At 33.1% G+C, this 13,178-nt stretch carries 14 protein-coding genes; 3 read left to right on the top strand and 11 right to left on the bottom strand.

Annotation, left to right across the window (positions count from 1 at the left end; all coding sequences use genetic code 11):
- Positions 1 to 298: 298 nt before the first annotated feature.
- The 9 genes from uraH to HCX49_RS08880 all read right to left on the bottom strand — a co-directional run bounded on the left by uraH (position 299) and on the right by HCX49_RS08880 (position 6,432).
- Positions 299 to 667, bottom strand: coding sequence for a hydroxyisourate hydrolase (gene uraH / locus HCX49_RS08920; RefSeq protein ID WP_237682744.1), 369 nt, complete (start codon positions 665 to 667; stop codon positions 299 to 301).
- A 169-nt stretch (positions 668 to 836) separates the two neighbouring features.
- Positions 837 to 1,391 (bottom strand): lipocalin family protein, encoded by a 555-nt coding sequence (locus tag HCX49_RS08915; protein WP_206368327.1) that lies wholly within the window; start codon positions 1,389 to 1,391, stop codon positions 837 to 839.
- Positions 1,381 to 2,076 (bottom strand): lycopene cyclase domain-containing protein, encoded by a 696-nt coding sequence (locus HCX49_RS08910; RefSeq protein ID WP_132773605.1) that lies wholly within the window; start codon positions 2,074 to 2,076, stop codon positions 1,381 to 1,383. The genes HCX49_RS08915 and HCX49_RS08910 overlap by 11 nt, the downstream gene beginning before the upstream one ends.
- Positions 2,073 to 2,531, bottom strand: a complete 459-nt coding sequence (locus tag HCX49_RS08905) for a sterol desaturase family protein (protein WP_132773606.1) — start codon at positions 2,529 to 2,531, stop codon at positions 2,073 to 2,075. The genes HCX49_RS08910 and HCX49_RS08905 overlap by 4 nt, the downstream gene beginning before the upstream one ends.
- Before the next feature lie 4 nt (positions 2,532 to 2,535).
- On the bottom strand, positions 2,536 to 3,000 hold the full coding sequence (locus HCX49_RS08900) for an SRPBCC family protein (RefSeq protein WP_132773608.1): 465 nt from the start codon (positions 2,998 to 3,000) through the stop codon (positions 2,536 to 2,538).
- Positions 3,001 to 3,003: 3 nt separating this feature from the next.
- On the bottom strand, positions 3,004 to 3,462 hold the full coding sequence (locus HCX49_RS08895) for a hypothetical protein (protein ID WP_168126855.1): 459 nt from the start codon (positions 3,460 to 3,462) through the stop codon (positions 3,004 to 3,006).
- Positions 3,459 to 4,295: a phytoene/squalene synthase family protein gene (locus HCX49_RS08890; protein WP_132773611.1), complete on the bottom strand. Its 837-nt coding sequence runs from the start codon at positions 4,293 to 4,295 to the stop codon at positions 3,459 to 3,461. Before HCX49_RS08890 ends, HCX49_RS08895 begins: the two co-directional genes overlap by 4 nt.
- Positions 4,296 to 4,300: 5 nt before the next feature.
- The gene (locus tag HCX49_RS08885; protein ID WP_132773612.1) at positions 4,301 to 5,773 is read right to left on the bottom strand and encodes a phytoene desaturase family protein; all 1,473 of its coding nucleotides are present in this window, start codon (positions 5,771 to 5,773) and stop codon (positions 4,301 to 4,303) included.
- Positions 5,773 to 6,432 (bottom strand): MarR family winged helix-turn-helix transcriptional regulator, encoded by a 660-nt coding sequence (locus HCX49_RS08880; protein WP_132773614.1) that lies wholly within the window; start codon positions 6,430 to 6,432, stop codon positions 5,773 to 5,775. The genes HCX49_RS08885 and HCX49_RS08880 overlap by 1 nt, the downstream gene beginning before the upstream one ends.
- Positions 6,433 to 6,905: 473 nt before the next feature.
- Between HCX49_RS08880 and HCX49_RS08875 the strand changes: the two genes are divergently transcribed.
- Both HCX49_RS08875 and HCX49_RS08870 read left to right on the top strand, forming a co-directional pair.
- Complete coding sequence (locus HCX49_RS08875; RefSeq protein WP_132773615.1) at positions 6,906 to 7,262, top strand: hypothetical protein; 357 nt, start codon at positions 6,906 to 6,908, stop codon at positions 7,260 to 7,262.
- 392 nt (positions 7,263 to 7,654) lie between these two features.
- On the top strand, positions 7,655 to 8,740 hold the full coding sequence (locus HCX49_RS08870; RefSeq protein WP_168126854.1) for a serine hydrolase domain-containing protein: 1,086 nt from the start codon (positions 7,655 to 7,657) through the stop codon (positions 8,738 to 8,740).
- A gap of 201 nt (positions 8,741 to 8,941) precedes the next feature.
- On the opposite strand, the gene HCX49_RS08865 is transcribed toward HCX49_RS08870, so the two are convergent.
- Together HCX49_RS08865 and HCX49_RS08860 are read right to left on the bottom strand one after the other, a co-directional pair.
- Positions 8,942 to 11,143 (bottom strand): TlpA family protein disulfide reductase, encoded by a 2,202-nt coding sequence (locus tag HCX49_RS08865; RefSeq protein ID WP_168126853.1) that lies wholly within the window; start codon positions 11,141 to 11,143, stop codon positions 8,942 to 8,944.
- Positions 11,144 to 11,248: 105 nt separating this feature from the next.
- Positions 11,249 to 12,385 (bottom strand): hypothetical protein, encoded by a 1,137-nt coding sequence (locus HCX49_RS08860; protein WP_168126852.1) that lies wholly within the window; start codon positions 12,383 to 12,385, stop codon positions 11,249 to 11,251.
- Between the two features lie 191 nt (positions 12,386 to 12,576).
- Here HCX49_RS08860 and HCX49_RS08855 point away from each other — a divergent pair, with 191 nt between their 5' ends.
- Complete coding sequence (locus tag HCX49_RS08855; RefSeq protein WP_168126851.1) at positions 12,577 to 13,080, top strand: YfbM family protein; 504 nt, start codon at positions 12,577 to 12,579, stop codon at positions 13,078 to 13,080.
- Positions 13,081 to 13,178: the final 98 nt, after the last annotated feature.

The raw sequence follows: 13,178 nt of genomic DNA, 5'->3' as shown, positions 1-13,178 counted from the left end.
AAACATATATTGGATTATCTCCCTAAGATAATAATTTTTCCAATTTTTTAATTCAATTTATTCCTGTTTTCTCATTCTGGGGAGGAGAGCTTCTTTTAAAAGAGTATTTTTATTGAAAAAGATCAGTGAAAAATAAGACATCATTAAATTCGTTATTATACAGATTTTTACGATCCAACAATAAAACAAAGATAATTAAATGTTGATTTATTTTAAAATATTAAGAGCCTATTTAGATTTAAATAGGCTCTTAAGCTCAGTAGCGAAAAAGTAAGGTAATCATCCTATGGAAGAGTTTTTAATTTCCTCTGTATGTTGAATAACCAAAAGGAGATAGCGTAATAGGTACATGGTAATGTTCATTGTCCACAAGTTCAAAAACAACCTCTATAAATGGGTAGAATGATTTATTTCCTAGAGACTTAAAGTACGGGCTGGTGTGAAATGTTAACTTATAAATGCCTGTATTATCTTTTCCGTCATGTTTTAAAAAGTCTTTTATTCGACCATTACTATCCGTATTTTTTTCTTCTACCATAGTCCAGGTGTCATTCTTGTTCATTTTCGACAATGTAATTTTAACATTCGTAGCAGGTTTACCAGTCGTGATGTCTAGAATATGACTTGAAAGTTGAAACTTAGTTTCTTGAGCTAGACTCACTTGCATTATGCCGATGAAGACTAAAATTATAAGTGTTATTTTTTTCATTTTGAATGATGTTTCGTTATTTATATTAAAATTGAGATTTTGCATTTATTGTGCTGAAAGAAGATGATTCTTATCACTCCAAACGAGCATCTAAAGGTAGATTCATATGTAACAAAAAACTGAAAATTTAGTTTTTTTGGATAAAGGGACTATCCGTTCGGTCATGCTTCACCCATACTAATTTAGATGTGTCATAACCAATTTCTGTTGCAATTTTTAGAAACTTCGTTTTAACCGATTCAGGAATCTCTTTTGTTCTTGATAAAATCCAGAGATAATTTAAGTCTTTACCTGCTACCAATGCATATTTATAGCCATCATCCATTGAAACCACATTATACCCCGAATAAAAAGGACCAAAAAAACTTACTTTTAATGCCGCTATATCTTTATTTCCTCTAAATTTTGCAATTCCTTCGGCTTTTTTCCATTCTTTCTTTACAAAATTATATCCACTGTTCAATACCTTTACATTTCCTTTTTCGTTCAAACTGTACTGAGCCGAAACGTTGTCTAGATCTTTTTCAAAACGAAAATCAAAACGTGCTATTTCGTACCAAGTTCCTAAATATTTATTGACATCAAAGTTTTCAATTGCCTTTGTATTTTTTGGAATTGAAGCACAGGAATTAAAAAGTATAGCTGTTAAAGAAAAGATAAAAATTAGAGTCTTAGTATTCATTTTCATTTTTTTTAAATTTTGTGAAAAAATAAATAACCAATAGAAACTGGGTGTAGCCATATACAGCATCTTCGATTGGTATTGTTAATATGCGTATGCCTAAAAAATCACCGGGGTTGTAATTCACAATAGGAGATTCCAATCCAAATCCAGTCAGTACTCCATTGACAGGAAGAAAGCCAAGCATCAAAACGCTGAATACTAAAGAAGCTTTGGTAATCCAATCTGCTCGCGCAATAAAATGTAGATAAATCAAGGTTATAATTGTCGCTATTGCGGTTACTAAAGTATAGATCTTATCATAATGCCGCAAAGCGATCACCGAACAGACAATAATGCTTACAAAAACAATTATATTATTAAAACCTGCAAGTCTGTCTAGATTGAAAAATTTATCAAAACAGAAATAGGTAAATGCACAAGAAAACGGAATACAGATAAAGAATAACCACTCTTCGATAGGTAAACCGGCGACGACAATTCCAAGTGTATAATCCGTGTTGAACCACCAAACACCTTTTGAAGTAAACCAAACATCCCAAGCGATAAATGGAATAGCAACCAATAGAGCAGCCTTTAAAAATGCTCCAAAGTGGCGGTTGAACAGAATTCGTTTATCAAAAGAAGCGATCAGACAAATGATGATTGTAAAAAATAAAATTAAAGAATATGTATATATTATCATTTTTTATCCGGATTAAAATACATTTGAAAATATTTGAAGGGCACATATAAAAAACCAAAACATTCCCCATGATGTTTCGTCGTATGCTTGTGATGTTGCTTGTGCGCTCTACGGAGAGCCAAGAAATAAGCATTTTGAGTTTTGGTCAAGAATTTAATCCGCTGATGGATAAAAATATCATGAATAAAAAAATAAGCCATACCGTACAGCATGATGCCCAATCCGATATAGAACAGATAATTAAGCTCTTTTAGCGAACCAAAGTACATTAAAATAATCGTAGGAATCGCGAATATGACAAAGAAGTAATCATTTTTTTCGAGTGGACCATCATTGCTGTGATCGTGATGATCCTTATGTAGCACCCACAAAAAACCATGCATGATGTATTTATGGATAATCCAGGTTGCACCCTCCATCAGTACAAAAACGATCATTGTTATTAAAAAATTCATGCTATTATTTTTTGGCGTTAAACATTTTTTCTAATACAACATATCGGAAATTAAAAATATCAGTTAATTTCTTTCTTACGAAAATCCGATGTGCGATATTACCCAATATACCAAATGGTAATTCATAATCTATAGTATCCTTTACCAGAATCCCATTGCTATTTGGGATAAATTCATGAAAATGGCTCCAATATTTATAAGGACCTCTTTCTTGAAAATCAGTAAAGCTCTTATTTAATTCAACTTGACTGATTCTGGTTCGCCATTTTAATGGAATTTTAAACATAGGCGAAACAATATAATTTATGATCATTCCTTCAAAAATATCTTGATGATCATCCGTAGAAATGATTTCAAATCGCATATCTTCTGGTGTTATTTTCGACAAGTTGACCGGAGAAGAAAAAAAATGCCAAGCAGTTTCGATATCACAATTTAATTGTTGTTCTCTATATAATTGATGTCTCATCTTCTAGTTTTTTAAAAGCGTATCTATATTTTTTATCAAAATCTCTGAGCTAATCATTTTTCTATGCTCCATTATTAATATTGTATCTTCCTTTATGTTTGATTTATACCCTAAAAAAGACGGTGTATTTTTTTGAATAGAGAGACGGATAAATCTTAATTCTATATTATTCGGTTCAAGAAATATTGCACGCTCAATATTTTTTTTTCCTTTGTTAAATGTTCTAAGCTTATCTATTGGATTAAAAACATGATTTGCCCATATCGCTTGAAGCCCACTAAGGTACGCCAATTGAGTAGGAGACATGTTTTTTAATGTCCTTAATTCCCTTATAGTATTTTCACATAACTTTTTATCCGCTACAGTCTTATTATAATTTTCACGTAATCCTGTCATAACAGGATTCTTAAAGCCTGTCAGAAAACATAGCGAGAGTAGAAGTAAGGAAATAGTTCTCATCATAAATAAGCAGTTTTATATCTCACATAGCTTTTAAATGCTACATAAGCTTTTTCAGAATTGGCAATTCGCACCCTACTGTTCAATATGTCTTCAGAAGATTTTCGCTTGATCTTTTTAAATAAAGATAGATAATATTTATAGGCCAGATAAACACCAAACATAGCAGAGTTTGGAAGTTTTTTTATTCCCATCAATGCTTCATTAAATTCTTGTTCAATTTCATTTTCAATCTCAATTTTCGCTTGATTATCAAATATTTCCATGTCAATGTTGGGGAAATAAGTACGGCCTAAAATCTGATAATCATCTTTTAAATCCCGTAAGAAATTAATTTTCTGAAAAGCAGAACCCAATTTCATCGCATAAGGTTTCAGTTTTTCATAATATTCTCGATCACCATTTGTAAATACCTGCAGACACATTAATCCCACGACTTCAGCTGAGCCAAAAATGTATTCCTTATAACGTTCAGAATTATAATCAATTTTGTGAAGATCCATTTCCATACTATGTAAAAATTGGCTGATTAGTTTTCTGTCAATTGAATATTGATGAACTACCTGTTGAAAAGATTGTAAAATCGGATTTAGTGAAATTCTTTCCTCCAGTGCATGATCAGTTTCTTCTTTTAATCTATTCAAAAGTTTCGCTTTATCGTATCCATGAAAACTATCTACAATTTCATCAGCTAGCCTTACGTATCCATATATGGCATAAATCGCATTGCGAATAGATGGACAGAGCGCTAAAATGCCTAGCGAAAAACTTGTACTATACTTTTGTGTTGTAATTTTACTTACGGTGAAAGAAAGTTCGTCGAATAGTTGTTTCATACAGGTTAGTTTTTAGCGTTAATAATTTCATTAGATACAATTTTACCGGAAATAATAGATGGAGGTACTCCAGGACCGGGAACGGTCAATTGACCAGTATAGAATAAATTTTTAATTTTTTTGTTTCTTATTTTAGGTTTTAAAACAGCGGTTTGCCCCATTGTATTTGCCAACCCATAAGCATTACCATCATAGGCATTATAGTCTGAAATAAAATCTTGCACACAATAACTTCTTTTATATTCAATCATTGACATGAGATTACGAATGCCCAGATGATTTTCAAGTCTTGTCATCATTTCTGCTAAGTATTTTTCTCTTACTGATTCTTCATCATTAATTCCAGTAGCCAAAGGCATCAGCAGAAATACATTCTCTTTACCATTAGGAGCTACGCCTTCGTCAGTTTTGGATGGACAGCACACATAGAATAGCGGTTTCTCTGGCCATTTTTTATCTTCGTATATACAATCAATGTGTTCGTCCAGGTCATGCTCAAAGAAAAGCGTATGATGCTTCAGATTAGGAAGAGTCTGGTTAATACCCAAATAGTAGATTAAGCTTGAAGGAGCAAATACTCTATTTTTCCAGTACTCTTCAGTATAATTTCTATCCTCTTTATTAAGGAGTGTCTCCGTATGATGATAATCTGAAGAGGCAACTACCGTGTCAAAATCGAGCATATTTCCATTGACAGTTAGAGAAATAACACTTCCGTTTTCAGTATTTATGCTTTCAACAATATTACTGAAATGAAAAGTTGCACCTTGTTTTTCAGCTAATTGCTTCATCCCTAATACCAACTGGTAAAAACCACCTAACGGATAATGTGTCCCCAGGGCATAACCACCATAATTCATCAAACTATATAGAGCCGGAATATTTTTTGGTGAAGCACCCAAAAATATGACCGGAAATTCCATTAAAGTCCTTAGCTTTTCGTTTTTAAAATATTTTGCAACGTAGTTTCTGAAATTTGATAGCAGATCTAATTTTAAGGCGCTTCGGGCTATTTTAGGAGAGATAAATTCTGCCCAGCTGTGGCAAGGCTTATTGACAAAATCCTGCATCCCAACCTCATACTTAAATTTAGCAGATTTCATAAATTTTTCCAATTGCAATCCGGCACCTTCTTCGATTTTTTCAAACAACATTTTTAATTCATCTAAATTTTCAGGTACAGCAATTTTATCATCGGCGAAGATCATTTCGAACTGTGGATTCAATGAAATTAACTCAAAAAAATCAGTAGTTTTAGATCCGAAATCAGTAAAAAAATTATCGATAATATCAGGCATCCAATACCAACTTGGTCCCATATCAAAGACATAACCTTCCTCAGTTTTAAATTGTCGGGCCCTTCCTCCCGGCTGATCATGTTTTTCAAAAACATGAACTTCATTTCCAGCTTTTGCCAAATAAGCAGCAGCAGATAAACCTGAAAAACCAGAACCTATAACAGCAATTTTTTTCTTCATTACTTTTTTTCTTTTAAGACTTCAGTCAATAAATATTCAGATTCGATATTTTTATCGTAGATCGGCATATGAAATTCAGTGAGCTTATTGAGCAATCTTATTAATTCCATTTTTTCGTTATCTGTTAAGTCACCTGTCACAATCTCACTAGCTTGTCTTATCTTTTCCATTTGCTGTTCTAAAACAGCTAAGCCTTTATCGTTTATTTTTAAATATTTACTTCTTTTATCAATCTCAGAATTTGTTTGATCTACCCAACCTTTTGTAATTAAACGGTTTATTATTTGCATGCCCGCAGGTTTATCATGAACATTTTTTTTAATTAAATCCATTTTGATCATTTCTCCGAAATCTTTCAAGTTAATCAGATAGATAAAATCTTCTTGAGTAGAAAACTCGGAACCGAAAATGGCAGATTTCGAGTAACTTTTAGCGTACCTATTTAAATGCACTATCAAAGTATTAATGACACTTGATGCACTACGGCCATTTTCTTTTCCCTCCCAATAAAGATCATTTTGTTTATCGCCATGATTATGATTAACAGCTATCCACTCCTTAAAACCTTCAATATTAGATTGGTATTTTATGTATAAAGCGTTTTCTAGCTCAAATTGTTCTAGAAGTGTAAAAACATTTTTGACCATATCGTATTTCATATGTATATTTAAAGTATATAAATATACTAATATTTATTTAATAAAGTATAATAGTATACTTATATATTTTATTAAACATATTCTAAAATTCATATATATAGTTTTATCTAAAATATCGAGAGACGATCTGGATAGGCGGCAACTATATATAAATAAGATGTTTATGTGTTTCGATTACTATTTGTAGTCTATGGTCGTATTGATTTTAAAGGATGCTAGGAAAAGTTATTATTGAAACCTATTAATCTTATAGTGATAACGATCAATCCTTTCCAATCAAAAAAAAGATTTACCTAGCCATTTCCACCATTCACAGATTTTTTAGTTTGTTTAGTTTAATTGCCATAGGGCAGGTACCATTTACACCCTACTTTTGAATCAACAAACAAATAGAACTGCAAAGCAGGCATCAGGGTTTGAGTTGGTGTATTTGAGGCTGATGCAACTTAATAACAATATAATATAAAGACATTATGAACACTGTAGCAAAAACATTCGCAGCAGCCTTGATCGCAGTATCAACATTCACTATTGCAGCAGCCAAACCAGTAGGAGATAACTCTAAAAAAGCAGTAGTCAATCTATCAACTGCAGATCTCGCGATTGATCATTACGTAGCGGTTATGACAGAGGGGCAGTCGGCAGGAGTGGAGCAGTTTTTCACTTCAGATTTTAAACAGAAAGTTCATGCATCAGAAGATAAGACCAATAGCCGTTCAGAAGTAATTTCATTTTTGAAAAAGCAAAAAGGCGAGCAGCTGAACTGTAAAACAAGCACCACAATCGTTGAGCAATCCAGTGACTATAGGGTCGCAAAAGTAACCCAATAATTTGAAGGGTTTACCAAGATCGATTTAATCACGTTTGTCAATGATGGAGGGAACTGGAAAGTATTCCAGTCCATCAACTCGTATAAGTAAGTAAAGTTTGAATACATATGTTTAGTAGAAGCCACATCGAGAGATTTGGCTTTGTTTGTTCTTATTTTTAGCCGAGCTGCACGCAAATCTTTCAGGAAGGAGTTGCTTTCAATGCAGAGCTACTCCTTTACTTCTGCAGTAGAAGTAAAAAGTATAATTAGCGACTTATTCAGGTTATTTAAAATATCAAATTCAAATGATCGAAATCTATTCGGTATGTAACCCTAATTTAACAAAAGCTGTGCAAGATCAAGTATGGAGAAATGTAGTATATTTGAGTGTTACATCCAATTATAAAATCAATGCCTAAGACAATCATTTTTTCATTATTAATATTTTTATCTATCTCAGTGAATGGGCAAGATTTCACCCAAATTGCGGGAAAAATTATGGAAAGAGATAGCATTCCTGAAATGGCATTTGCTGTCGTTACAAAAGACAGCATTATCATTAAAAAGGTTTTAGGACATCATAAAATATCTGAAATAGATGATAAATCGGATGCTAACTTATCAGATTATTTTCATTTAGGTTCAAATACAAAAGCTATAACAAGTTTTGTGATCGCAAAATTAGTCGAAAGCGAAAAAATTGATTGGAACACCAAATTCTTTGACCTTTTTCCAGACCTAATCGTTGGATCACACACAAATTATAAACATATAACATTAGCAGATCTGCTTGCTCATAAAGCGAATATACAGCCTTTCACAAGCGGAGCTGCATATCAAAAACTTCCAAAATTTACCGGAAATAAACAGGAAATGCGTGAAAAGTTTTCCCAATATGTATTAACGCTTCCTCCATTCGATAATAGTAATAAATACAACTATTCAAATGCAGGATATAGTGTTGCAACTTTAATGGCTGAAAAAGTTAGTGGAAAATCTTGGGAAGAATTAATCAATATATTTCTTAGTGAAGAATTAAATATTGACGTCGCTTTCGGTTGGCCCAATAGAAACTTCGAAAATCAGCCCTATGGACATTGGTCTGAAAATGGAAAGATTGTCTCAATTTATTCTGATAATGATTACAATTTAAAAATGGCTGAACCTGCTGGAGATTTGAGTATGAATATTGAAAACTATGCAAAATTCATCCAACTAAATTTGCTAGGTTTAGCTGGACAAGACAATTTTTTAAAATCTAGGACTTATGAATTTCTTCATACTGCAAGCGATGAATACGCATTAGGCTGGGGTAATTACACTAAAAACGATGAAGAAATTTCAGAACACGCCGGGTCGGACGGAACATTTTTTTCCTATTCACAAATTGACCGAAAAAAGCTAATAGGTTATATTGTACTAGTGAATAGTGGCGCTGAATCAGCTCAACTTGGTGTCTTCGAAATGATTAATCATCTAAAAAATAACAAAAAATGAAAATCCAAGTTGAAGTTGTCTTTTAGACAGGGAGACTACTCACAATAAAGTGGTTTAAACCAATATATTCCTTTGGTAAAACACCACTTAGTTACACTTAGCTTTAACTTGTCCGTTAGAATTGAAATCAACAATAAGAAATAGGAGTATTAAAGTATATAGCCATTTTAAATATTACAACTATAAGCCTATTTCATCTGTTTATAGCTTACTTAATTCCAAGACTAAACTTTCCCAGTCAAATCCAAATTCTGTAGGAATCAGTTTCCCTTCTGGTGTTAGGATGTATTTGCTTGGATATCCACGGACTTTATAATTTTGTTCTACTTTAGAATCGGACACCAGTACCGGTATTTCATAATTATTGTTCGTTAAAAAGCGTTGCACTTTTTCTTTTGTATCGTTGCAGGCAATGCTCATAAAATTAATTTTACTCATTTTATCCTGCTTTAGTTCCAGGTAATACTTGTTTAGTTTTGGCATTTCAGCAACACAAGGGCCACACCAGGTACCCCAAAAATCGACGACGGTCCATTTTCCAGCCAATTGTGCGGATGAGAATTCTTTATCCTGCATATCTTTTAGCAAAAAGGATGGTGCATCTGCAAGTTTTGAAATAATCTCTTTCTTGAAAAAATCATTGAAACTGCTCTCAGCATAATTTTCTCGATAAAAAGATGATAAGCTTTTAAAACTACTCGCCGGATTATTCAAAAACTCTTGTATATAGTTTTGAAGAGCCACATCCTTTTTACCCCTCTTACTTAATAACACCATATAATTGTCACTGTAGTTTTCTTTTGATTTTAAAAAGACGCGGTCATAAAAAGTTCCATATTCCTTTTCAGCCGAATTTTTTGGAGAATAATAGGCCGCTTTTTCCAAAAACAGGAGCGCGTGATCTTCTTGGTCTACTGGTGTCTTTTCATACGCCAGATAATATGCATAAGCTAAATGAGCTTTTTGTAGGAAACGTTTCTTATTTACCTCATCTTCATATAGTGCTGTAATTTTATCGATTATTATTTGCATCGTCTGTGCATCATATCTACCATGTTCAGAAAGGATCTTCTGAATCAAAAGTGCATACCGACTGGCATTTCCTTGATTCCAGTACTCATTATCCATATCGAGCACTTCATTTTGGATTTGCTTAAGGCTATCTATATTCTGAGTCTGCATTGCCTTCGCCCATAAGTACATTGGTCTAGCCGCCACTCGCTCTCTCTCGCTAAATTGATTGGCAATAAGATCGAGCTTTTGCAGAGCTGAACTGTTTAGAGACATGATGTATTGACTTAGCGTTTGTTGTAGATATTCGAAGAGTTGCTTATCATTCAGGAGTGGTATGATTTCCTTAAAGTCATTGTCTGAGATATTATCGAATGAAACTTTGTTGCTCAGATGGTAAGTCCCGGCCAGCAACTTTGGAGATATGGATGATAAAGCATCATAATACTGCTTATCTCGAAAGCTTTGCAAATGTCCCAGTTTATTTTTAACGTAATCACGATTTCCTGCATATTTCGCTTCGTATAGCTCTATATACCGTTGTAATTTAATACTATCTGTTTTATCATTTGTATTTATTGCATTGCTCCAATAGCTACCTTTTACGAGCATATCATAATAATCATTTTCAATCGCAGCTGCAGTATATTTGCTCGCACGTTCTATTGAACTGGAAGAGTGGCCGTTTATCTTTTTGCCATTCGCATCTAAAAATGAATAGTTAGCTATTCGATTTTCATCTCGTACAAGGTGGGTTTTAGGATCAAAGCTGGTACTTCCTTCCGTTGTTGAAGAGCTGTCGCTTTGCGAATAGTTGACGGCAATTTCAGACTTATTCTGTTTTACCATATGGTATAGTAGACCATTTTTTGTGATATCAGATTTCTTCAATGCATTTTCATCCGAAGATGATAATGCCGCAAAATAGAGAGATTGCAGCAGGTTACCGTATTCTGAAAATGTATTGGTTAAGGCATTTTCAACAATATCATCTTTAATTTCCCATGCAGTAAGTTGCTGTCTTATCTCATTCTTCCATTTCAGCGTATCTATGCTTATTACTCCCTTATTGACTGTAAAATGCAAAGGTTTTGTCAAACCATAGATATTGGAAATCGCAGCAGTCGAAGTCAAGAAATTTTCCCCTTTGTTCAGGTCTTCAGTAGAAAATATACGGTCTCCATTTTTACTTTCAAAACCAGTTACGCGCAATTCCATAAGATCACCTTGGCTGGCTACCTTCTTTAGTTTTATTAATGCTATATAATAGGTTTTTTCATCAGCATTTCGGTTGTAATTGCTGTTTTTTTTTACGATATAATGAACGGTTGGCTTCTTTTGTGCCACAGCCACTTGTACACACAAACTGACCACTAAGAGTAAGTACTTCATCGGTTAATTGGTTAAATTACTCTAATGTAAGAAAATTAATTGAAGTAGTTATTTACCAAGTAATTTTTAATTACTCTAGTGGCGTATGTTTTCTTTTGAGCTTATTTAATGATTTTGTTTACCTGTTTTTGGGGTCTTAGTTAGGTTTGGAATGAAAACCAGATAGTCATAACCTTTTATAATTCTTTCCAGCGTCAAATCCTCCACTTTAAGCTTCTTTTTAGAAATAGCTTGTTTCAGAGGTCTTAAATCATAGGTATACCAATTGTCATCTTTCACAACGGTTAAGAAAGGTTTATATTCGTCTAAATCAGCCAATGTTTCACCTTCACCCTTTCCGATAATCATAATATGCAATGACTTGCGGTAATTTGCCTCTTCAATATTATACACTAGGTTTCCAATATCAAATACTTCCATTAAACTCTCTCCTTTAGGCATATGATTAGCACCATATTTGAATAGATTCTTTTTGTCTCTCCATTCAGGGAATTTTTCAAGAATCAAGTGTTTCAAGTATTGAATTCTTAAAGGATGAATTCGATTTAAATAAAGTTCTTTGCTTAATTTGAGTGCTTCAAGTTGCTCTTTTTCGTTTGCTGATAAATTTAGAGCGCTCAGTGCGTCCAATTTAGCCCGACAATCATCAGAGAACAAATAGAATGTGGTGTTGTTTTTTGTGTCATAGGCAGCCGAATTAGCGATCATCTGCTTATAAATTTCTATTGCTTTATTATTTTTGGATTGTTTACTCAGTTCAGAAAAGAGTAACTGGTCTGAAAATAAACTAATTTGTTCAGTTCCATATATCTTGATGTTCTGTTGAAGTATGTTTTTATACAAATCAAACTCAGCCTCACCTTGTAAAAAAGATAAAGCAGAACCGTTTTCATTGCGGAATTTATCCAGTTCAGCAGGGGATAAGGATTTAATTTTTGTTGATATGGTATTGATTGTATAGGGATCAATTTCCATAAAATAGTTGTCGAACTTAATACTATTTACAATCGCATTTGTGAAGTAAGGGATCTCACTGGTGAAATGGTATTCGCCCAATAATACAGAATTGTTTTTGTTTATTTCATCCTGAAGGGAAGTCCATCCTTTCCCTTCGAATGCGCTGCTGTTGTTTTTTTTAAAGGTGGAATAGTTTTTTTGAATTAAGCTATCCATTAGTGGGGTTTGCGCATAACTGAAATTGGCAATAAAAAGGCTTAGAATAAGTAGTTTGGTTTTCTTCATATTTTTTTTAGAAAGATACAATATATTGATAAAATATATAACTATTTTTCATCGATACACCTTTTTTAATAGGTTGATAAGATCAGGTTGTCAATCTTCTTATTAACTAAGTTTTAGTCAAATTCAAAATAAAGTTGAAATCTCAAAATTCTTTGCTTTAGAATAAAATTAAAATTAGCTAATTTTATTGGATGGGAATAATACAACAGTATCTACGGATAGACCAAAGTACTTTACTACGTTATCTTGATAACAGCCAGTTATTGGAAGATGACCTTTTTTCTACTTCTAATTCTGAAAAAACAAACCTATTAGACATAGGTAAAAGCTGGGATGGCTTGTTTTACGTTGTCACAGGTGAACCTTTAAATAATTATAAAATAGTGCTCCCACCTTTGCAATGGCTAATATTTGGCCCCAATATACTTGACGAGGAACAGGATATGGGATATGGCCCTGCGAAATACCTTACGTCACCCCAGACTGAAGAATTATTAGAAGCTGTGAATGACATCTCTGAATCCTCTTTATCAGATCGATTTGATGCCGAAAAAATGAATGAGGAAGGTGTTTATCCTGAATTTTGGGAAGATCCTGAAGCGCTAAATTATCTGATTCAGGAATTTCGAAAATTGAAAGAATTTTTGCAATTAGCGGTAGCAGAAAATCAAGCTGTGATTACCTTCCTTTGTTAATTTTATTTTAAGGGCCAGAAGCTATATCAGCATTTTTCTCGCCGCTTCAAACATCAATAAGTACAAGATGCTGTAAAATTATAGCAAATCGAATGGAA

This window comes from Sphingobacterium sp. B16(2022) (assembly GCF_012030425.1).
GTDB lineage: Bacteria > Bacteroidota > Bacteroidia > Sphingobacteriales > Sphingobacteriaceae > Sphingobacterium > Sphingobacterium anhuiense.
This window is presented reverse-complemented; position numbering and strand designations above follow the sequence as displayed.